The organism is Psychrobacillus syltrankelensis (genome assembly GCF_055454035.1).
This window is the reverse complement of record NZ_CM144227.1, coordinates 326,271-349,325: the sequence shown is the minus strand read 5'-3', so window position 1 is coordinate 349,325 and position 23,055 is coordinate 326,271. Positions and strand designations below refer to the sequence as shown.

General features: G+C 36.0%; 18 protein-coding genes, 1 other RNA gene and 2 other annotated features. Of the genes, 3 read left to right on the top strand and 16 right to left on the bottom strand.

Translation table 11 applies throughout. The annotated features are described in order from the left end of the window. Positions 1-72: 72 nt before the first annotated feature. The 10 genes from mltG to cymR form a co-directional block, all read right to left on the bottom strand. Positions 73-1,191, bottom strand: a complete 1,119-nt coding sequence (mltG, locus tag ACTSKG_RS01705; RefSeq protein WP_464756433.1) for an endolytic transglycosylase MltG — start codon at positions 1,189-1,191, stop codon at positions 73-75. A 133-nt stretch (positions 1,192-1,324) separates the two neighbouring features. Next, positions 1,325-1,621 (bottom strand): DUF1292 domain-containing protein, encoded by a 297-nt coding sequence (locus ACTSKG_RS01700; RefSeq protein WP_387583965.1) that lies wholly within the window; start codon positions 1,619-1,621, stop codon positions 1,325-1,327. Between the two features lie 11 nt (positions 1,622-1,632). Then, a complete protein-coding gene (gene ruvX / locus ACTSKG_RS01695; protein ID WP_464756432.1) occupies positions 1,633-2,052 on the bottom strand; it encodes a Holliday junction resolvase RuvX in 420 nt (139 codons plus the stop codon). Between the two features lie 2 nt (positions 2,053-2,054). Then, on the bottom strand, positions 2,055-2,321 hold the full coding sequence (locus tag ACTSKG_RS01690) for an IreB family regulatory phosphoprotein (RefSeq protein WP_053588802.1): 267 nt from the start codon (positions 2,319-2,321) through the stop codon (positions 2,055-2,057). 157 nt (positions 2,322-2,478) lie between these two features. Continuing rightward, positions 2,479-5,112, bottom strand: a complete 2,634-nt coding sequence (gene alaS / locus ACTSKG_RS01685) for an alanine--tRNA ligase (RefSeq protein ID WP_464756431.1) — start codon at positions 5,110-5,112, stop codon at positions 2,479-2,481. 49 nt (positions 5,113-5,161) lie between these two features. Beyond that, positions 5,162-5,372: a binding site (T-box leader), on the bottom strand. Between the two features lie 36 nt (positions 5,373-5,408). Then, positions 5,409-7,826, bottom strand: a complete 2,418-nt coding sequence (recD2, locus tag ACTSKG_RS01680) for an SF1B family DNA helicase RecD2 (RefSeq protein ID WP_464756430.1) — start codon at positions 7,824-7,826, stop codon at positions 5,409-5,411. Between the two features lie 182 nt (positions 7,827-8,008). Further along, complete coding sequence (locus ACTSKG_RS01675; protein ID WP_464756429.1) at positions 8,009-8,665, bottom strand: tetratricopeptide repeat protein; 657 nt, start codon at positions 8,663-8,665, stop codon at positions 8,009-8,011. A gap of 14 nt (positions 8,666-8,679) precedes the next feature. Beyond that, positions 8,680-9,792 carry a tRNA 2-thiouridine(34) synthase MnmA gene (mnmA, locus tag ACTSKG_RS01670; protein WP_464756428.1) on the bottom strand — a complete coding sequence of 371 codons (1,113 nt, stop codon included), beginning with the start codon at positions 9,790-9,792 and terminating at the stop codon, positions 8,680-8,682. 25 nt (positions 9,793-9,817) lie between these two features. Next, positions 9,818-10,954 (bottom strand): cysteine desulfurase family protein, encoded by a 1,137-nt coding sequence (locus ACTSKG_RS01665; protein ID WP_464756427.1) that lies wholly within the window; start codon positions 10,952-10,954, stop codon positions 9,818-9,820. Positions 10,955-10,967: 13 nt separating this feature from the next. After that, positions 10,968-11,390: a cysteine metabolism transcriptional regulator CymR gene (cymR, locus tag ACTSKG_RS01660; RefSeq protein ID WP_464756426.1), complete on the bottom strand. Its 423-nt coding sequence runs from the start codon at positions 11,388-11,390 to the stop codon at positions 10,968-10,970. Positions 11,391-11,571: 181 nt separating this feature from the next. On the opposite strand from cymR, the gene ACTSKG_RS01655 reads away from it, so the two are divergent. Continuing rightward, the gene (locus tag ACTSKG_RS01655) at positions 11,572-12,858 is read left to right on the top strand and encodes a replication-associated recombination protein A (protein WP_464757940.1); all 1,287 of its coding nucleotides are present in this window, start codon (positions 11,572-11,574) and stop codon (positions 12,856-12,858) included. Positions 12,859-13,279: 421 nt separating this feature from the next. Here the strand turns inward: ACTSKG_RS01655 and ACTSKG_RS01650 are convergent, their stop codons facing one another. From ACTSKG_RS01650 to hisS, 5 genes are all read right to left on the bottom strand, one after another. After that, positions 13,280-13,474 carry a hypothetical protein gene (locus ACTSKG_RS01650; protein WP_464756425.1) on the bottom strand — a complete coding sequence of 65 codons (195 nt, stop codon included), beginning with the start codon at positions 13,472-13,474 and terminating at the stop codon, positions 13,280-13,282. Between the two features lie 78 nt (positions 13,475-13,552). Next, on the bottom strand, positions 13,553-14,314 hold the full coding sequence (locus ACTSKG_RS01645) for a tRNA threonylcarbamoyladenosine dehydratase (protein WP_464756424.1): 762 nt from the start codon (positions 14,312-14,314) through the stop codon (positions 13,553-13,555). A 204-nt stretch (positions 14,315-14,518) separates the two neighbouring features. Then, positions 14,519-14,704, bottom strand: a non-coding RNA gene (gene ssrS / locus ACTSKG_RS01640) — 6S RNA. 59 nt (positions 14,705-14,763) lie between these two features. After that, positions 14,764-16,533, bottom strand: coding sequence for an aspartate--tRNA ligase (gene aspS / locus ACTSKG_RS01635; protein ID WP_464756423.1), 1,770 nt, complete (start codon positions 16,531-16,533; stop codon positions 14,764-14,766). Positions 16,534-16,547: 14 nt separating this feature from the next. Next, positions 16,548-17,822: a histidine--tRNA ligase gene (gene hisS, locus ACTSKG_RS01630; RefSeq protein WP_464756422.1), complete on the bottom strand. Its 1,275-nt coding sequence runs from the start codon at positions 17,820-17,822 to the stop codon at positions 16,548-16,550. 51 nt (positions 17,823-17,873) lie between these two features. Then, positions 17,874-18,108: a binding site (T-box leader), on the bottom strand. 114 nt (positions 18,109-18,222) lie between these two features. Here hisS and ACTSKG_RS01625 point away from each other — a divergent pair. Further along, complete coding sequence (locus ACTSKG_RS01625) at positions 18,223-19,749, top strand: SH3 domain-containing protein (protein ID WP_464756421.1); 1,527 nt, start codon at positions 18,223-18,225, stop codon at positions 19,747-19,749. Positions 19,750-20,364: 615 nt separating this feature from the next. Here ACTSKG_RS01625 and ACTSKG_RS01620 read toward each other — a convergent pair. Further along, positions 20,365-20,946: a hypothetical protein gene (locus tag ACTSKG_RS01620; protein ID WP_464756420.1), complete on the bottom strand. Its 582-nt coding sequence runs from the start codon at positions 20,944-20,946 to the stop codon at positions 20,365-20,367. Positions 20,947-21,401: 455 nt separating this feature from the next. On the opposite strand from ACTSKG_RS01620, the gene ACTSKG_RS01615 reads away from it, so the two are divergent. Beyond that, positions 21,402-22,832, top strand: coding sequence for a PQQ-dependent sugar dehydrogenase (locus ACTSKG_RS01615; RefSeq protein ID WP_464756419.1), 1,431 nt, complete (start codon positions 21,402-21,404; stop codon positions 22,830-22,832). Positions 22,833-23,055: the final 223 nt, after the last annotated feature.

Genomic DNA, 23,055 nt, shown 5'->3' with positions numbered 1-23,055 from the left:
AATTAAAGTTCCATAATAAGTCATAACATAGCAGGAGGAGGAATTCAAAATTATTCCTTCTCCTGCTACTAATTATTTCAAATATTTGTCTACGTTTTTAAGATGTTCTTCATAAGTCTTTGAGAAGTGATTTTCTCCTTCTTTATCTGCAAGGAAATATAAATAATTTGTCTTAGAAGGGTCTAACACTGCTTCGATTGACGATTTCCCTGCATTAGCAATTGGTCCAGGAGGCAAACCTTGAATTTTATAAGTATTATAAGGATTGTCCACCTCTAAGTCTTCAAAGAGTACTCTTTCCTTATGGCTTCCAAGTGCATATAAAACGGTTGGATCTGTTTGTAAAGGCATCTTAGCTTTTAAACGATTGTAGAACACACTAGCAATCAAAGCCCTGTCCGTCCGTGCAGTTGCTTCTTCTTCTAACAAGGAAGCAAACGTCAGTAACCAATGAACAGATTTATCTTCGGACTGAAGGATTTCAGTATAAGTAGACATTGTTTTATCTGTATTAGATAACATTGTTTCTACAATTTCTTCTAAAGAAGGTTTTTCTTCATAAAATGGATACGTTGCTGGAAATAAGTAACCTTCTAATGCATACCGAACATTTGGCCCTTTAATTTCTTCTGTTAATAAATTAGGATATTTGATTATCATTCGATCAACAAAATCGTTATTCGTAACAAGGGTAAAAAATTCATCTGCCGTGTAGCTCGTTTTCTTTTCAACTACAGCTCCAATTTGTTCTAAAGTTAATCCCTCTGGAACAGTCATGGTGAATACAGGTTTCCGATATACTTTACCATTTTTCAAGCTCTTAATAATTTCATCTAAAGTCATAGATTTTGTTAAACTGTAATCGCCTGCTTGGAAGTCCGATTCATTTTTAAATTTAGCATAGTATTTAAAAATCTTTGCGTTCTTAATAATTCCGTTTTTTTCAAGGGTTGTGGATATTGAGTCAAGGCCTGAACCAATTGGAATTTGAACACTAATGATATCTTCAGATTTTGGATCTAAAGGCTCTAAAGAACTTTTCACATACTTATACCCAATAAAACCACTAATTCCTACAACAATCAGCAGGAATAAAAAGATAGTTAATACAATTCGTCTAACAAGTTTTACTTCTTTTTTCTTTTTTATCATTCGATCAAACATAATTTCTTTTTTTGATTCATTTCCCACGGGTTCCCCCCCTTTAATTCCATTTTATTATACAAGATATCGAGAAAAGCGCAAGGCACTCGTATATTTGAGGGGGTATACAAAAGAAAAAGGAGGAATGAGGAGACCTCTTTCCATCCTTTTTTATTATAAATTATTCTTCTTCCTCTTCTTCTTCCGCATCCAAAAATGTATTCAACATTTCTTCTATCATTTCCCACTCAGCATCGGTTTCGATTGGAAGTAATTCACCATCTTCACCATTTTCATTAGGGCTGAAAGAAGAAGCATGAATTTCTATTTCTTCATTTTCATCTTCTTCAGCACCGATCGGATAATAAAGAACATATGACTTTTCAAATTCTTCTGATTCGAAAGTGAATAGTACGTTACATAGTTGTTCATTTCCATTTTCATCTACAACTGTAATATTTTCTTGTCCGTGGTCCATTTGACGTCACCTCATCTATTTTTTCTATCCAGATAGCCTTGTAAAATCATTACTGCAGCCATCTTGTCAATCACTTGCTTCCGTTTTTTACGACTAACATCTGCATCTATTAACATACGTTCTGCAGCCATCGTTGTCAATCTTTCATCCCACATTGAAACAGGAAAATGAAATTTTTCGGTTAACATTTTAGCATAATTTTCCGATGCTTCAGCACGTGGACCTATACTATTGTTCATATTTTTTGGTAAACCAACAACAAATTCTGTCACGGTATGTTCTTTGACTAGTTGATCAATACGATCAAAACCAAATTCCAGATTTGCTTCGTCAATTTTTATTGTTTCAATACCTTGCGCTGTCCAACCTAGGGCATCACTAATAGCTACTCCTACTGTTTTGGAACCAACGTCTAAACCCATTATCCGCATGCTTAAGCCTCATTATTTTTTTTAATATAGAACTTCACTAATTCTTCCAAAATTTCGTCACGTTCTAATTTACGAATCATATTACGTGCATCTTGATGGCGAGGAATATAAGCTGGATCACCAGATAGTAGATAGCCTACAATTTGATTAATTGAATTATATCCTTTTTCTTCCAGTGCAGAGTGAACTTGTAGCATCACATGTTTTACTTCCTGTTCCATAGACTCTTCTGGGAAGTTAAATTTCATCGTTTTATCGAATGAACTCATGATCAGCACCTCGCTTTCAGTTTTAGTAGGCAGTTTTACATATCTAATCTACAGTATAACCGAAATTGGAAATAGTATCAAATATACCCTTTGTTTAAAATTCTATTATAACTCAACTTTGCAAAAGTTTCCTTTAGAAAAACAACAATGTTTCGAACTACACAGATTTAATATAATCATATACCGAATTTAAAGCAGCTTCCAACTTACTTCCATCTTTTGCCCCAGCCATTGCGAAATCAGGTCTTCCTCCGCCTTTTCCTCCACATTGTTCAGCTACAAGTTTTACGATATTTCCAGCGTGATAGTTTCCACCAACTATATCTTTTGTAACTCCAGTAGAAATCATTACTTTTTCACCGTCAATTGCCCCTAAAACAATAACAGCTTTATCTAATTTTTCTTTTAAATCATCCATCATCTGACGTAGTTGATTATTATCTTTTGCATCAACTTTCACTGATAGTACGGTAATTCCGTTAATTATTTGAGCAGAAGACAGAACAGACGCAGCTTGATTGTTTGCAATTTTAGCAGAAAGTGATTCATTCTCTCTTTGTGCATTCTTTAGTTCGTTCAACGTCTGGGCTACTTTTGTTACTAAATCTTTCGGTTGAGATTTCAAAAGGTTTGAAGCTTCGATTAATGTATGCTCTTCTTCTTTTACGACCTCAAATGCTTCTTTGCCTGTTACAGCCTCTATTCTTCTTGTTCCAGCTCCAATACCACTTTCTGAGAGAATTTTGAAGAAACCAATTTCAGATGTATTTTTTACATGTACACCACCGCACAATTCAAGTGAAAATTGCCCCATTTGTACAACTCGCACGATATCTCCATATTTCTCACCGAATAAGGCCATCGCCCCCATACTTTTAGCTTCATCTATATTATGATAACCAGTTACTACAGGAGTATTTTCCCAAACTTTTTCGTTTACTATTCGTTCAACTTGCTCCAGCTCTTCTTTTGTTACTTGTCCAAAATGCGAAAAGTCAAAACGTAAGCGGTCTGGTCCTACATAAGAACCGGCCTGGTTTACATGAACTCCTAAAATGTCTTTTAATGCTTGGTGTAACAAATGTGTTGCAGAGTGATTTTTCACCGTCTGATCACGTAATACACGATCAACCTTCGCTATAACTTCTGATCCAGTTGTTACTTCGCCAGATTCAACAATAACAGTGTGTAAATTTTGCCCATTTGGAGCCTTTTTAACGTCTTTTACAAATCCTCTAAATGTATCATTTTCTATTGTTCCATGGTCAGCTATTTGACCACCACTTTCTGCATAGAATGGAGTTTTAGAAAGTATTAGTTGAATTTCTTCCCCTTCATTTGCAGATTTAGCAATTGCTTCACCTTTAATAATAGTGGTAATTGTTGTTGTAACCGATAATGTATCATATCCAACAAATTCACTCTCATCATTAATATTACTATAAACCTCAGACTGTACTTGCATGGAGTCTACATTTTGGCGAGCAGCACGTGCACGATTACGCTGAGCTTCCATTTCTTTCTTAAAACCATCTTGATCGACAGTCATGTTTGCTTCTTCTGCATACTCTTCTGTAAGTTCAATCGGGAATCCGTATGTGTCATATAGCGTAAATGTTGTCGTACCTGGAATGTAGGTTTCTCCTTTTGCACGTTGTTCCTCTATTACTTTTTCCAAAATTGTTAGTCCGTCATGAAGTGTTTCATGAAAACGTTCTTCTTCTGTTTTAATTACTCGCATTATAAAGTCTTGTTTTTCTTTTACTTCAGGGTAGAAATCCTTCATGATTTCACCAACAACTGGAACTAATTCATATAGGAATGGCTTGTCTACTCCTAATTGTTTTGCAAAACGAACAGCACGACGAAGCAATCTTCTTAGCACATACCCTCTACCTTCATTTGATGGAAGTGCACCATCTCCAATAGCGAATGCAACAGTACGGATATGGTCTGCAATAACTTTAAATGCAACGTCATATGCAACTTCTGTATTATATGATTTACCTGAAACTTCTTCTGTTTGACAAATAATTGGGATAAATAAATCTGTATCAAAATTCGTTGGAACATCTTGAACAACACAAGCCATTCGTTCTAATCCCATACCTGTATCAATATTCTGCTTTGGAAGTGGGGTATACGTGTGATCTGGGTTATGGTTGAATTGTGAAAATACTAAATTCCAAATTTCCAGATACCTTTCATTTTCCCCTCCTGGATATAGCTCAGGATCATTTAAATCATTACCATATGATTCTCCTCGATCATAAAATATTTCAGAGTTTGGCCCACTAGGACCTTCCCCTATATCCCAAAAATTCCCTTCCAATCGAATAATCCGTTCTTCCGGAATTCCAATTTCATTCTTCCAAATAGTATATGCTTCTTCATCTTCTGGATGAATCGTTATCGATAGTTTTTCCTCTTCGAACGCCATCCACTTTTCATCTGTTAGGAATTCCCAAGCAAAATGAATAGCTTCTTTTTTGAAGTAATCTCCAATCGAAAAGTTTCCAAGCATTTCAAAAAAAGTATGATGTCTAGCGGTCTTCCCTACATTTTCAATGTCATTAGTCCGAATAGACTTTTGTGCATTTGTAATACGTGGATTTTCAGGAATTACTCTGCCATCAAAATATTTCTTTAAGGTAGCAACTCCACTATTAATCCATAATAGTGATGGATCATTAATTGGTACAAGTGGAGCTGATGGTTCTTGTGCATGTCCTTTTTCTATAAAAAAATCTAAATACATTTGTCTAATTTGTGCACCTGTCAATTGTTTCATTCAATTTTCCTCCTAGTAAAATAAAAATAAAAAAAGCCTTCATCCCTAAAAAAGGGACGAAAGCTATATTTTCGCGGTACCACCCTAGTTACACAACAATAATCATTGTGTCTCTCAAGTAACCTTAACGCGGCTAAACGGCAGTTATTAGCTGCACTCAAGAGTAGCTTTCCAACTTGTTAGATTCTGAAGATTCTTTCAGCCAAGGAATCCTTCTCTTTTTCAGGTAACAAGTGTACTTTCTCTGTCATCATTTTGCTCTATGCATTTGATTATAAAAAACAATCGACCCGATGTCAATTATCCATCTCCAAGAAGTCGTATGGAGAAATACCAATCATCCCTATTAAAGGATCAATTTTATGGTAGTTATCTGCAGATAAGAATGTTGGTTCACTGATAACCTCTTCTACCACTATTCCGTTCGTTTCAACTAACTCATCCTTCTCTTCTTCACCTACAGTTAATCGATTTTTTAACGTTGTAAGTCTTTGCAAATCATCTGTACGCTCTACTCCGAACTTAAATACTTCTGGGTCCCCGCATAGTATTAAAAAGTTTTTTGCTCTTGTGATTCCTGTATATAATAAGTTCCTTCGAAGCATTTTCATATAACTTCTTGAAACAGGCATAATGACAGTTTGGAATTCACTACCTTGCGATTTATGCACGGAGCAACAATACGCTAAAGTGATTTGATTCAAATCATTCTTTTCATAAGTCACTTCATTGCCATCAAATGAAATAACAAGCATTTCTTTTTTCTCCACCGTTTCGGCAGCTTTGAAAATACTGACCACTTCACCCATATCTCCATTGAAAACATTGCTTTCTGGCTGATTGACAAGTTGCAAAACTTTGTCTCCGATGCGATAAATCGTTTCTCCAAATACCATTTCTTTTCTTTTTCCATCTGTATTTGGATTAACCATTTCTTGAATCATTTTATTTAATGCATCTATTCCAGCTGGGCCTCTATACATAGGTGCGAGTACTTGAATATCTCTTATCGAATGCCCTTTTGTTAAAGCACTTTTCAACACTTGTTCTACAACTTTAGGAATTTGTTCTGTAGTAGCTTTAATAAATGAACGATCCATTGTCTTATCTAACAAGGTTAGTGGAACGGTCCCTTTTTTCATTTGGTGAGCTAGTTCAATAATAGATGAACCTTCTGTTTGACGATAAATATCAATTAATTCAACAGTCGGAATTCTTTTAGAAGCTAATAAGTCTTTTAATACTTGCCCCGGACCGACAGGAGGTAATTGATCTTGGTCGCCAACAAAGATTACTTGAGCATCTTTTGGGATGGCTTTTAATAATTGATGTCCTAGCCAAGTATCAAGCATAGAAGTTTCGTCAATAATTATTAGTTTTCCCTCAATTTCTTTTCCTTCAGATTCAGCATCTTCCTGACCGTTAAATCCTAATAATCGGTGGATTGTCATTGCCGGCAACCCAGTTGATTCGCTTAGACGTTTTGCTGCTCTACCCGTGGGAGCAGCCAAAACAACAGGAAATGGCTTTTTATCTTTTGCCCACTCTTTTGGCTCTAATGAAAGACCATGAAGTTCCGCATATAATTCAACAATCCCTCTAACGACAGTGGTTTTCCCAGTTCCTGGTCCACCTGTTAAAAGGGTCATGCTAGCATTTATAGCCGTTTCTATCGCTTTAATTTGTGTTGTAGCATATTGTACTCCCAATCTTTCTTCTATTCCCCCAAGATGTTTTTTCATCTCAGCAAGGGGAAATTTATGATGTGTATCATTTTCATTCAGTAACGTTTCGATTTTAGAACTTATCCCTACTTCAGAAAAATAGAGAGAAGGGATATAAAATCGATTCACTTCCCCAACAATTCGGCTTTCCTCAGCTAACTCGATGCAGCACTTCGTTATCGCTTCGAAAGTAATTTCTTCTCTTTGAGCACTTTCTAATAATCTTTTAACAGATTCAAGTAATTGCTCCGCATATAAAAATACATGACCTTCACTTAATGACGCGGATTGTAATAAGTGAAAAATGGCAGCTTTAATACGATCTGAGTGATTTCCTTGAATGCCAAGTTTATAGCCCAGTTCATCTGCCCGAATAAAGCCCACACCTTCCACTTCCTCGATAAGTCGATATGGGTTCTTTGTCAATATATCAATCGTTTCCTCTCGGTAAGCTTGGTATATTTTCATAGCTATTTGTGGGCCGAACCCCCATTCATTTAACTGAATCATCACTTTTTCTAGGCCTAGGTTTTGCTCTAAGACAGCTCTCAATGTTTGTTTTTTATCTTCTGCCAATTTAGGAATTATGTCCAAGGCAGAAGGATCATCTAAAATTCTATTGATTGCATTTTGACCCAGTTTTTTCACAATTTGTTCTGCCGTTTTTCTGCCTATTCCAGGGAACATATCACTTGATAAATAAAGTACTATTCCTTGTTCGGTAGCTGGAACTTCTTTTTGAAACGTCTCCACTTGAAATTGAACACCATACTTAGGATGATTTTTGACAAAGCCCGTAAATTTATAAGATTCCTCTAATACGAGAGGGGGGAAATAACCAGTTACAATTATTTCTTTTTCTATATAGGTTGTATTGGTGGATTTAATTTTTAGTTTAATTATGGAAAATAAATTTTGGGGGTTATGAAAAATAGAGACGATAGGACGACCCGTAATAAATTGTTTTTCATTATTCATCTCGTTGGTCATGCTACCGCCTCCAAATTGTAAATTAAATTCGCCTTGGCGTATTTGCTCCTGCGCAAAGCTCGTCGCAGAAAACAGTGCGTCCAGATTTTGAATTGAGCTATCTCAATTCACTCCTTACAAAATCTGTAACATCAAACCGGAGGCTTTAACTTAATTTAGCAAATGTTTTCTTCTGAATTAAGTTAACTTCGTAGTGAGATCATATCGTGCACATACCGTGCTTGATCGTAGGTTGGTTGAATAGTAAATGCTTGTTTCAAATGATAAAGCGCTGCTTCCGTATTTGGAGTGGAAACTGCATATAAAACGCCTAAATTATAGTGTGCATCCGCGTTTTCGGCTTCTTCTTCCAAAATTTCTTTCAAAATTGGTTCTGCTTCTTTGAACATTTCAAAGCTAGCTAGCGCTATTGCGTAGGTTAGCTTAATTTGAATATCATTGGAATCTAGTTCGTATGCCCTTTGTAAATACGGAAGTGACAGCTTTATTTGACCTGTTTTTTCAAAGCTTTTCCCTAACATAAAATAAGCATCTGGGCCTTCAATTCCATTAGAAATGGCTTTTTCATAAAGTTTTGCTGCTTCTTCAAAACGTTCTGCATCATAATACAAATTAGCTAAGCTATAGTATGCAGTAGCCGCGTTCTCGTCTAGCGTAATCGCTTTTTGAAAAAATCGTTCTGCCCGATCATTTTCATTCATTGATGCGAGTAAATTACCGAAATTGATATACCCTATAGCCTCTTCCGGGTTTTCCTCTATAGCTTTAGTAAATAGTTCAACGGCTTTTTCATAGTTTTCTTCTTGAATAGCTTCTATTCCTAATTCATTGTAATTCATATAAATCCCTCCAGTTAGCCAACGTAATCCAGTTGTACTCCGTCCTTGAATACTTTGTCAATCGTTGCCCCGCCTAAACATTCGTCCCCTTGATAGAAAACTACTGCCTGTCCAGGAGTGATTGCTCGTACCGGTTTTTCAAATGTAACGGATACTTCATTATCCCCTATTATTTCCACGTGAACTCCTACATCTTCTTGTCGATATCTGAATTTCGCAGTGCAATTAAAGCTTTTTGGCTTCTCAATAGTAGTTGTAAAAGATAAATTAGTTGCAGTTAAACTGGTGGAGAAAAGGGCTTCATTATTAATATTTTGACCAACTAATAAAACATTTCGATCTAAATCTTTACCAATGACAAACCATGGATCACCTGATCCACCAATTCCTAACCCGTGACGTTGACCTATTGTATAGTACATAAGACCGTCATGTTTGCCCATTGGTTTCCCATCCATTGTTTCCATCACACCTTGTTGCGCAGGTAAATATTGCCCTAAAAACTCCTTAAAATTTCTTTCACCGATAAAACAAATTCCTGTGGAATCTTTTTTGGTGGCTGTAGCAAGCCCCTGTTCTAAAGCAATTTCACGAACTTTTTTCTTTTCTAAATGTCCTATAGGAAATATAACTTTTTCCAATTGTTCTTGGTTTAATTGGTTTAAAAAATAGGTTTGATCTTTATTTTCGTCTTTACCGCGTAGCATTCTAGTTTGACTTTCTCTTACTTCCACTTGTGCATAGTGGCCAGTTGCCAAAAAGTCTGCCCCAAGCGCTAGTGCATGTTCTAAAAATGCTTTAAATTTTATTTCTTTATTACACATTACATCTGGATTTGGTGTTCTTCCAGCTTTATATTCTTCAAGGAAATAGGTAAAAACTTTATCCCAATATTGTTTTTCAAAATTTACTGCATAATACGGTATTCCGATTTGATTACATACTTTAATAACATCTTCGTAATCCTCTGTGGCTGTACATACGCCAAACTCATCTGTATCATCCCAATTTTTCATAAAGATGCCGATGACGTCATACCCTTGTTCTTTTAATAGGTAAGCTGCTACGGAGGAATCCACCCCACCGGACATACCAACTACTACTCTTGTATCTTCTATTTTTTTCACTGTACTCACTCATTTCAATTATTCGTTATGAACTTAGAATAATTTTGCTTATTTTATTTGCGGCTTCTATCACTTGCTCTATTGTATTATTTATACCAAAACTAAAACGAACGGAATTGCGTAACTCTGGTGTATTTTCACCATACATCGCAACTAAAACATGGGAAGGATCAATAGATCCAGCCGAACAAGCTGAACCACTGGACGCATCAATTCCTGCCATGTCTAGTTGTATTAAAAATGTCTCCACATCTGTTTTTGGGATACTAAGGTTAATCACATGCGGAAGAACTTTGTCTTGGGAACCATTGATTGTGAATTCTACCCCTTTACTGTCCAGCTGAACGAGAAAAGCATTTCTCAATTCTTTGTAGAAATTAATGGTTGCTTCTAAATTTTGTTGTTTCAACTCAACTGCTTTTGCAAAGCCAACTACTGCCGGCACATTTTCAGTACCCGCACGTCTTTTTCTTTCTTGTTGCCCACCATAAAATAATGGTTTCAAATGAAGTCCTTTTCGTTGAAACAAAAACCCAATTCCTTTTGGACCATTGATTTTATGGCTAGACACGCTGAGTAAATCGACTTGTAAATCGTTTACATTTAAATAAGCCCCACCGTAAGCTTGTACCGCATCTGTATGAAAATAGGCAGGGTGTTCTTTTAGTAACTCTCCTATTTCACTTATCGGTTGAATAGTACCGACCTCATTGTTTCCATACATAACAGAAACTAAAATTGTATCTTCCCTAAGCGCATTTTTCAAATCATTTACATCGATTATGCCTTCTCTATTCACAGGTAAATAGGTGATATCGAACCCTTCACGTTCTAATTGTTCACATGCATGAAGTACTGCATGATGTTCAATTTGTGTTGTTATTATATGTTTACCTTCATTTTTTCGCGCATTAGCAGTCCCAAAGATAGCAAAATTATCTGCTTCTGTCCCACCACTTGTAATAGTAATCTCTGTTTCATGAGCACCAATACTTGCAGCAAGTATGTTTCTAGCCTCATCTAATTTTTTTCGTGCTTTTCTTCCAGTTTGGTGAATGCTCGAAGCATTTCCATATTCATTGTTCATTTCTTCTGTCAATGTTTTAATGACTTCTTCTGCCATTGGGGTTGTAGCTGCATGATCTAAGTATATTCTAGTCATATCTAACTGCTCCTTAAATATAAAACATATATCCAACATTATCTGAATCTTCTTCTGTATGTTGCGCTAAATCCTCTATAGTTGTAGTATCTAATACATTTTTAACTGCATCTCGAATACGCATCCATAATTCACGTTGTGGAAGTTCTTCTTCTTCAATTCCTTCTACAATTTGAATTGGTCCTTCAAGAACGCGAATGACATCGCCTGCAGTGATTTCATTTGGCTTCCTTGAAAGCATGTATCCACCGTATGCACCTCTAACGCTTTTAACAAGTCCCGCGTTACGTAACGGTGAAACAATTTGTTCTAAGTAGGCTTCCGATAAATTATGATCTGCTGCAATTTGACGAAGTGCAAGTGGTCCCTCTCCACACTGTTTGCCTAATGCTATCATAATCGTTAACCCGTAACGTCCTTTTGTTGAAAACTTCAATTATTCCACCTCATTAGATATCTAAATCGCCTTCGCGTATTCGAGTTCGGATATTACACCGAACATAAAAAAATTCTTTCCCTAGTATAGCATATTTAAGTGATAGGACGACTCCAAAATGACTTTTCCACTATTCTTCGATATAATTAAGGAACAGATGTTTGAACAAGGAGAGATCATTTTGAGCAATGAACCATTAGCATATCGAATGAGACCCGAAACAATAGATGAATTAGCAGGACAACAGCATGTTATTGGTAAAAACACTGCTTTATATAAAATGATAAAAAATGGGCACGTCCCTTCAATGCTTTTATATGGTGATCCAGGAGTCGGTAAAACTTCTCTTGCGTTCGCAATTGCAGGCACTACTAAACTACCCTTTGTTGCATTAAATGCTACGAAAGCTGGCAAAAAAGATGTAGAAGATGTTGTTGCTGATGCAAGATTAACTGGAAAAGTCATTTTATTTTTAGATGAAATTCACCGATTTAACAAACTGCAACAAGATACACTATTACCCCATGTAGAAAACGGTTCAATTATATTAATCGGCGCAACAACTGAAAATCCTTTTCATGATGTTAACCCGGCTATTCGATCTCGGTGTGGAGAAATCAAACAACTAAAACGCTTAACAACTGATGATGTAGATATGCTTTTGAAGAGAGCATTGGAGGATAAAAATAAAGGCCTTGGAAAAATGTCAATTGACATTACAAATGAACAAAGAATGAAAATTGCAGAAGCAGCAAATGGTGATGCAAGAAAAGCTTTGACATTATTAGAATCCACTATATTCGCAAGCTTTGAAGAAAATGGCGTGACGAAAGTGGAAGATTCTATATTAAATAGTCTTGTAGATAGAGTGGGTGTGTTTGGGGATAAAAAAGGATCTCATTTTTATAACCTGCTATCAGCACTGCAAAAATCTGTACGAGGAAGTGATACAGATGCCGCTCTTTACTATTTAGCACATTTATTGGAGAACGGGGATCTAGTTGCTGTTTCAAGAAGATTGCTTGTCATGAGTTATGAAGATATTGGTCTCGCAAATCCTTCAGTTGGCCCTCAAGTACTTGCTGCAATCCAAGCTGCCGAAAGATTAGGACTCCCCGAAGCACGCATACCACTCGCGAATGCGGTAGTATTAATGTGTTTATCGGAGAAATCGAATTCGGCATATGCCGCTTTAGATGTAGCTATTTCAAGTATTCACCAAGGAAAAACTGGTGATATTCCGAGCCATCTAAAAGATACACATTATACCGGAGCAAAAGAACTTGGGCATGGAGGATATATTTATCCTCATGATCATAAAATTGGCACATTTGGTGGCTGGGTAAATCAAACCTATCTTCCAGACAACCTAGTCGGAACAAAGTTTTATGAGCCAATTGAAGCTGGTGAAGAAAAACGTCTCGCAGCTATTTATAATCGATTAGAAAAGTTTAAAACAGAGAAATAACTAAGAAAAGCGCAGGCGTTCTTTAAGTGCAACTTGTCTTCACCAATTCCAGAGTGCTTTGGACGAAACATTTGCTACAACATTATCGTTTGGAGTTTTGTGGATGGAGAAGTGGCTGCGTCACTTCTCCATCCACTTTTTTCGGTAAACTTGAGGCAGATATTTGTCCGTCGCCTTCTTGAAATTGGTATAGACATAATGCATTTGGTTTGGATAATGAGAGAATAAATCCTCTCCTATACATTTAAAAGCGGACGAAGATGCAATTTCGTCCGCTAAGCACTTCTTAATGAATAGGTAAAATCTATTTTTTAGGTTCCACGGAATTGAGGCAAAGGGAGTGAACAGCTCCTAATAAAAAAATCCAGCTAAAATAAATTTCTAGCTGAATTTTTATTGGAAACCTATATGCGTTGATAGGTTAAACACCCATTTTCCGACGAGTGTTACTTACTTTTTTGGTCATTTGACTTTTGGCTTTTTGATTAGTAGCTGGACCATTAGCTTGAGCTTTTCCACCGGAAGCTTGATTTTTCTTTTCTTCCAATTTTTGTTTTACTGCTTCTTGTAATGTCATTTTCTTTTTCGGAGCATCTTGGTTGTTCATTTCAGTCATTATTTATCCCTCCTCAATTGTTCACTATTGTTCTTACATTAATTATAGTATAGGGTATAAGGAATATATTTCAACTAATTATTGTACACGATTTATTGAAATTTCACGTGTAATATCATTAATTACCCAACTTGCACAAATTAAACCTACAGTTGAAGGTACAAATGCATTAGAGGATGGCGGCATTTTTGCTTTTCGAATAGCTGCGTCCGGTTTCCCTACTTTTCCAACAACATCCTCACGAACAATAATTGGGCTTTCATCTGAAAAAACTACAGGAATTCCTTTTGTAATTCGATCTTCTTTACGTAATTTTGTTCGGATTATTTTCGCAATTGGATCAGTATGCGTTTTAGAGATATCTACAATTTTGAAACGAGTTGGGTCAGTTTTGTTTGCAGCACCCATACTTGAAATTATTTTAATTCCACGCTTTAAGCATTCCTTCATCAAATGTATCTTATAAATAATTGTATCTGAAGCATCGATTACATAGTCAATGTTCATAGCAAAAAACTGTTCATACGTTTCTTCGGTATAAAACATATGCATATCGATAACTTCACAATCGGGATTAATATCTGCAATACGTTCTTTCATTACTGCCGATTTCGAACGACCGATAGTGGAAATATAAGCAACTAATTGACGATTAATATTTGTAATATCTACATTATCCTTATCAACTAAAATTATTCGACCTACTCCACTTCTAGCACATGCTTCTGCTGCAAAAGATCCTACTCCACCAACGCCTAGTATAGCAACCGTAGTATTTTTTAATAACTCTACTCCTTCAGTACCAATAGCAAGTTCATTTCTTGAGAATTGATGTAACATATTAAAACACTCCATTTATATCAAATTAGTCGGATTAATTCTAAAAAAAAACGAAAGACTTCATTTAAGCCGCGACTATTACGCTTTTTTGTTATGCTTTAACTTTAACAAATAACCGGGAAGCATTATGTAGAAAAGTCGTTTTCTTATTTCCATGAAAAACCCCCCAGCAAAACTTGCTAGAGGGATTATTAATCACTTAGGACGAATCCCAATTGTGCCGACAAAATAAAGCGTATCGTTTTGAACCCGCAAGTAGCAGGTGGGTGTCCTCTTTATTACTCCTGGCGTCCCACTGAAGGGCATGTCATTTATAATAAAAGTTAGACTCCCAACGATAAAATTGTTCGGTCAAAACTGATTGGCATGTTGCGAACACATCAGGATTCGTATTACTTGTATAATATCACACGATTTTATAAACTTCAATAATTTTAACGCGGTATTTTCTAACTATTCTGAACTATTACATTTAGGCTTAATTCCTCAAGTTGTGCTGTAGCTACAGAACTAGGAGCTTGTGTTAATAAGCAACTCGCACTTGCTGTTTTTGGGAAAGCAATTGTATCACGTAAGTTTGTTCTCCCTGAAAGTAACATCACTAAGCGATCTAAACCAAATGCAACTCCACCATGAGGAGGTGTCCCATATTCAAATGCTTCCATTAAGAAACCAAATTGTGCTTTTGCTTCCTCGTCTGAGAAACCAAGAACTTCAAACATTTTTTCTTGTACTTCTCTAGAATAGATACGTAATGACCCTCCGCCAAGCTCATATCCATTTAACACCAAATCATACGCTTGTGCACGAACCTTTCTTGGGTCTGTTTCCATTAATGGAAGATCCTCATCAAATGGTCGCGTGAATGGATGATGTGCTGCATAGTAACGTCCTTCTTTTTCATCATATTCAAATAATGGCCAGTTCACAACCCATAGGAATTCAAATCGGCTTTCATCAATCAATTCTAGTTCTTTGCCAAGCTTAAGTCTAAGTGCACCAAGGGCATCTGCAACTACTGATTTTTTATCGGCTACAAATAATAATAAGTCACCTGCAGTTGCTTCTAACTTTTCGATTAAGCTTGTAGCTGCTTCTCCTTCGAAAAATTTTGCAATAGGTCCTTTTAGTCCTTCTGCATCTACTTTTAACCACGCGAGGCCTTTCGCTCCATAAACTCCTGCAAATTCACCAAGAGCATCAATATCTTTTCTTGAATAGTTATCTGCAGCTCCTTTTACGTTGATTGCTTTTACTTGTCCGTCGTTTTCAACTGCAGAAGCAAATACTTTAAATGCACTTTCTTTCACGATTTCAGATAGGTCAACTAATTCTAATCCAAAGCGAACATCTGGTTTATCAGAACCGAATCGATCCATTGCTTCGTCATAATTCATGCGATTAAAAGGGATTGTTACATCAATACCTTTCACATCTCTCATAATTTTTTTCATCATACGTTCGTTCATTTCCAAAATATCATCCATTGATAGAAAACTCATTTCCATATCAATTTGAGTAAATTCTGGCTGACGGTCAGCGCGTAAATCCTCATCTCGGAAACAACGTGCTATTTGGTAGTATTTTTCAAATCCAGAAACCATAAGCATTTGTTTAAAAAGTTGTGGTGACTGTGGTAATGCATAAAATTCCCCTCCGTGGACACGGCTAGGAACTAAATAGTCACGTGCTCCTTCTGGAGTAGATTTTGTTAGAATCGGTGTCTCTACTTCCAAAAAGCCTTCGTCATCCAAGAATCGTCTAACTGTTTTTGTAATATCTGATCTCATTTTAAATGTGTCATACATAACTGGTCTTCTTAAATCCAAATAGCGGTATTTTAAACGGATATCCTCCCCTGCATCCGTATTGTTCTCAATGGAAAAAGGAGGAGTTTTTGCTTCATTAATTATAATAGCTTCTGTTGCATGGACTTCTATTGCACCAGATGCGATATTTGAGTTAACTTGATTTTCAGCACGAGCTACTACTGTTCCGTGCACTTCGATGATGAATTCATTACGTAGTTTTTCTGCTAATTGAATAGCTGCTTCTGAAATTTCAGGATTAAAAACTACTTGAACAAGTCCAGACCGATCTCTTAAATCTACAAATATTAATCCACCTAAGTCTCTTCTTTTCTGTACCCATCCAATTAATTGCACAACTTCGCCAATATGTTGTTCGTTCAATTCACCACTAGTATGTGTTCTTTTCATTTTTCTTCCTCCGCTCAAGCTTTCATGCTATTTTTCAATTGCTCAATTAATTTGTTCCATGGAATAAGTTGCTGCTCTCCAGTTGATAAATTTTTAAGCATCACACATTCCTTTTCTAACTCATCATCGCCAATAACAAGCACATATTTAGCGTTTAAACGATCTGCTGACTTCATTTGAGTTTTTATTTTTCGATCTAAATAGTCCATTTCTGCTGCAATGTTATTTAGGCGAAGTTCATTTGTAAGCTCCACCGCTTTTTTCTTAGCAGTTTCGCCCATACCAATTATATAAGCATCTAATGTCGAAAGATTTGTCCATTGATTCTTTTCTGCCTCGATAGCTAATAACAATCTTTCAATACTCATTGCAAATCCAATACCTGGTGAATCCGGTCCACCAAGTTCTTCTACCAGACCATTGTATCTTCCACCACCAGCAAGTGTTGTTATAGCGCCGAATCCTTCTGCAGCACTCATAATTTCAAAAGCAGTATGATTATAATAATCAAGTCCACGGACTAAATTTGGATCTACTTCAAATGGTATATTTAGAACGGTTAGATACTCTTTAACTTTTTCAAAATACGCTGAAGATTCTTCGTTTAAGAAATCTGCTAGAGATGGTGCTGAAGCTATTAATGGATTGTTACGATCTACTTTACAATCTAAAATTCGAAGCGGATTTTTTTTGAGTCGATTTTGACAATCTGAGCAAAACTCATCAATATGTGGTTCAAAGTGATTAACTAACGCTTCTCTATGAGTTACTCTACTGTCTGTATCTCCAAGTGAATTGATAACTAGCTTTAATTTTTTTAGCCCTGCTTTTTGGTAAACAGACATAGCTAAAGATATTACCTCAGCATCAATTGCTGGATCCGCACTTCCAATAGCTTCAATACCAAATTGTACGAACTGACGATATCTTCCCGCTTGTTGTCTTTCATAGCGGAACATTGGTCCCATATAAAATAATTTTACTGGTTGATCTGCATAACCGAACATTTTATGTTCCACAAAAGCACGAACTACTGAAGCTGTTCCCTCAGGTCTTAGTGTTAAGGAACGGTCCCCACGATCTTGGAATGTATACATCTCTTTCTGAACGATGTCAGTAGTATCTCCTACACTTCTTGTAAATAATTCGGTATGCTCAAAAATTGGTGTCCGTATTTCCTTATATTGATACATACGACATGTTTCACGAATTAATTCTTCAACTCTCTGCCACTTCTCTGTTTCGCTTGGCAAAATGTCTTGAGTTCCTCTTGGCACTTTAATATCCATGGCAATTGCCCCTTTCTTTTGCAAATAAAAAAGCTCTCATCCCTTGCGTATGCAAGGGACGAGAGCTTATATAGCTTCCGCGGTTCCACCCTAGTTGGCCAAAAGTAATTGACCCTCTCTTAACTGGATAACGGCCAGTTCCGTTTTTGCCTACTAAAGAAATCTCTTTCGACAAAAAACCTCTTGAATGTTGTTCACTGAGTTCGTATGTAGGAAAGATTTCAGCCACGTCTTCCCCTCTCTTTTCATCCGGTTTAACAGCTACTTTTTCTGTCATCGGTTTGTTTTTAGTTTTTAATTATACTTTATCTTAATGACATGATAGAAATAAGTCAACCCTTTTAAACAAAAGGTAGAAATTTTATGACAGAATATTTACAATAGGGATAGGGGGGATTCAATGATCGACAAACTAATGCAGAAAATGACTCTTTTCATCATATCTATTGTACTAATTATTCCTGTCATTCATGTGTATGCTCAAGAAAATGAAGTATCTATAAATGTACCTTCTCTAAAAGTACGTTCTGGTCCTGGACTCACTTTTGATATTATTGGTGTCGTTGGGCAAGATGACAAGCCTATCGTAATAGGGAAAGAAAAAGACTGGCTTCAAATTAAATTTGGAAGTACTAATGGGTGGATTGCTAGTTGGTATACAACAAGTAAAACAATCGAACTGACAAATAAACAAGTGATTTCGAAAGTAAATAAATTAAATGTCCGTTCGGAACCTTCCTTATCTTCTGCAGTTATTGGTCAATTACAAGAAGGAAATCAATTTACTGCATATAAAACAGAAGGAGATTGGATTGAAATAGCTTTTAATAATCAAAAGGGCTGGGTACATAGCGAATACGTTACAATTGTTGACCAAGTGGTTAAAGATGAGCCAAAAACAGATACTTCTTCTAGTGAGGAACTTTTTGTAGTTTCAGTGGATGTTTTAAATGTCCGATCAAAAGCTGATCTTTCTTCGAAAAATATTGGACAAGTATTGAGGAATCAGTCATTTCTAGTCCTTGAAAAAGACCACAATTGGGTAAAAATCAAATTAGAAAATGGCAAAAAAGGTTGGGTGTATAGCTTTTATGGCAACTTTACAGAACAGCTAACTACAACAAAAAAAGCCAGTTCAAATGAGACGATTAAGATTCTATATAACGGAACTAATTTAAGATCTCAAAACAATACAAATAGTGATGTAGTGGAACGTGTAGATGCGGGTGAAACATTTACCGTTTTAGAAAAAGTAGATGATTGGTATAAAATTGAATTAACAAATAATACGATTGGTTATGTAGCTAGTTGGGTTGTTGCTTCAAACAATTCGGTAACAACAAATATTGAAGAACCAGTGTTAAAGCGAGAAAAAGGCACTTTAAAAGGTCTTACACTTGTTATTGACGCTGGACATGGTGGGAACGACCGAGGAACAACTGGAGCGCTTGGCACGGACGAGAAAGATATTACCCTCTTAACTGCAGAATTATTATCTTCTAAATTACAGGCAGCTGGTGCAAATGTCATTATGACAAGAGAGTCGGATGTTTACGTAGATCTTCGAAAACGCGTATCTATTAGTCACCAGGTTGCAGCTGATGCTTTTATTAGTCTTCATTATGATGCAATTGAGAATAGTTCTGTTCGTGGTTTTACGACTTATTACATGTATAATTATCAGAAAGAACTCGCCTCTTATGTTCATAAAGGGCTTGGGGATTTGATCTCACTGAACGATCGTGGAATACAAGCAGGAAACTATTTAGTTCTTCGAGAAAATAAACAAAAGGCTATATTAATAGAGTTGGGTTATTTGAGTAATGCAGCAGAAGAACGCCAATTAACAACTGAGCAATTTAGAGAGCAGGCAACTCATGGAATTTACAACGGAATTATAAATTATTTTGATGCACAAATAAATTAAGCGGTAGGCAAACTTGAAAATAATCGAGTTTGCCTACGTTTTTTTACAAAAAGTCTAAAATTTTTCAGGAATGCACAGGTTGATTTCCGTTGCAGGCGGACCCTTCTTACCTCTAGTCAAGAGTAATTTCTATAAAAAGCAAATTAAAGATAGCAATCCATTCAACGAGTTGTTGCTTTCCGTTCCGGCGCTCGCTTTCCGCGGGCATGGCTTAAGCCTCCTCGTTCGCTTCGCTTACTGCGGGGTCTCAAGACTCATGCACCTGCCGCTTCGCTTTCAGTGCAGGAAAACATCTGCTATTTCCGCAGGAGTCGAGCACCTGCACTCCAATCAACAATAAACACTAAACAAGGGGACTTATGAATATTTTGATTTGCTTGCTAATCCCATTGACGTCGCAACTTTTCGCTCCAATTAACTATGCAAATAAGAAAGAGAATAGGCTTCGTCGAAATATTTATCTATAGGGCAAACTGTTGGGTTTTTATATAAAGTTAAATAAAAAATCGAATGAATCACCATTTTACGGCTAATTAAAAAGTCCATTTTGAAAAAAGATTGTACCTATATAAACCTTTACAAAGAGAGCGAATTACTTATACCTGGCAATGTGTACTAAACTTGTTTACTTATTTTTTTCCCCATCAATTTAAACCATTTCTTAAAGATAATCCTGCTTAATTCACCCCATACCCAGCTATATATAAAAGAAAAAATGTAAATAAATCCGATAACCTTTATAGAAAGAGATGTACTGGCGATTGGTCCTAATACAGGGAAATGGACAATATATAGAAGAAAACAAATTCCAGCCGTTAATAATATAGAAGTAAAAACTATGATACCAATTCTTCTTTTTAAAATAAGAAGAGCTATTCCAATTCCTAAACCTACTATCCCTGTTGTAAACGGGAAAACAAAAGATTCGCCAGGTTGGATCAAAATAAGTAAAAGAAACGTTAAAATGTAACTTTGAAACCCAAAAGGAATAGAAATTATGGTACAAATCAAGATAGGGAGAGTGGCAAAAGGACTGATTAAATAACCGATCCCTGGGAGAAAGTTTCCGGTAGACTGCAGGATAGCTGCAAGTGCAGAAAAAATGGCGGTTAATACGAGTTTTTTAGAATAAGAAAACGTTTTAAAGTAATGGTGTAGCTTGTATGATTCATGAGATAAAATGCTAAACCAATTCATGAGTTCCTCCTTCTTTTCTTACAGCACATAAGCTTTCTTACTCTAGCATTTTTTGATACGTAAGAAACTCACATAAAACCCATCATTGATAAAAAAGAAAGAAAATCAATGATATTTCGAGTGGTAATTCAGAGTAAATCCAATTCCTCTATCCTACTTAAAGAGGCATTCTTACAAGTAATAAAAAGTTATCATCCCTAATAATGGAGTTATTTAATGAAAGAAGAAAACGAAGTAAAAGAAATTAGTACCTTAGAAGTTATTTATGAAGGACAACCGAAAAAAATACGAATTCAAACTGAAATTCATATTAAAGATGTTAACAAATAGATTGTTTTATACATGCTTATATTATGAAATATTTACCGGAATTTCCTACCACTAATTTGATACTAATAGAACATTCCTAATCATATTCTTATAAAAGAAATCAATAAGAAGGAGTGTAAAGTTAGTTGATAAAAGTTAAGGTTAGTTTACGTCCTATTGTAAGTAAAATAAACTTACCCACTGTATTGAAAACAGCAATACTTCCGGGTGACTCAATCGAAAGATTATTTATTGCAACTCAGATAGGAGAAATCTTTTACATAGGAAATGGGGTTATAAAGACATTTTTAGATATTCGCCAGCGAATTATAAAACTTGGTGTTTCTGAACCAGGTGTTTCTAGTAATGGATATGATGAACGAGGATTGCTAGGGTTAGCATTTCATCCAGAATTTTATTATAACGGTCTGTTTTATCTTCATTATTCAGTAGCTGGAACACAAGGTCCAGGTGCTCTTTCAGCACCTTTTAAGCCTAACCCGTGTGATTCAAGTACTTTAAACCTAAAATGGATCGATAGAGAAAATCAATATGATCATATTGATACAGTTGAAGAATGGATTTTACAAAATGATGATCAACCTCAAATACGACGTACATTACTTAACTTACGAAGACCATTTTTTAATCATAACGGTGTCAATAGCTTAAATTTTTCACCTGAAACTGGAAACCTTGTTTTAACAACCGGAGACGGTGGGTCGGGCTATGATCCATTTAATTTAAGTCAGGATATGATGGAAATTGCCGGTAAAATAATTGAAATTGATGTAGATAAGAATACATTTACCAATAATCCACCAGTAGTCACACGTTTTAATGAACTTCCCTCACCTATTCAGGAAACGCTTACGGTAATTGCCAAAGGGGTTCGAAATATACCAGGCATTTCATTTCAAATGTTTTATAATCAGTATATCAAATATGCGGGAAATGTCGGTCAGAATTTGGTTGAGTCGATTTTTTCATTCGCTCATTATAAACCAATACCAGTTACTCAGCTTATTCAAGCTTCTTTAATGAAATCTAAACCTGACCCAGAGGGGTTTATTAACTTCGGCTGGCGAGGGTGGGAAGGTGCTTTTCCTACTTCGGTTAAAAAGGATTGCTCCTCAAATAAAACTTTCGATCAAAAAACAATTGCTTATTACAATGAAGCAATAATTTCTTCAGTAAAGCGGATTCAGCCTATAACAAGTTATTTTCATAAGGATCCCCGAACCGATAAGTTTGGAGGAACTGCACTTACAGGAGTTCAACCATATATGGGGAATAGAATCCCCAATTTAATGGGAAGCGTTGTGTTTACCGATCTTGCCAAGGATAAAGAATCTAAGTCTCCGGTAAGAGGAGTTTTAGCATATACCAAGGTAAGTACGAATTTTAAACTAAATGATTTTAGTATTATAGAAACCGATTATAATTTTGGTTCTCAATCAGCTTATTATGTTAGTTTGGGAACGAATCTGGATCAAACAAGACTATATTTAGGGGTATATGGCTCAATGAAAGTAACTGATTTTAACCAGGGTACTATTTTTGAAATTGTTCCATGATTTATTACTATAGATACACCATGCACTGCTAAATCCAAATAGGCGGTAGACAAACATCCACAATAAGATAACCGAAAAGGAGGAGTTGGAAGTGACTTAGTCACTACCAACTCCTCCAATTTCACCGGTAATAGTATATATAGGCAATGTTTCGTTTAAAGGACGCTTGCGCTTTTCTTTAATAAAGAAACTACCATGGCTAACCTTTCGCGAAAGGCACCAA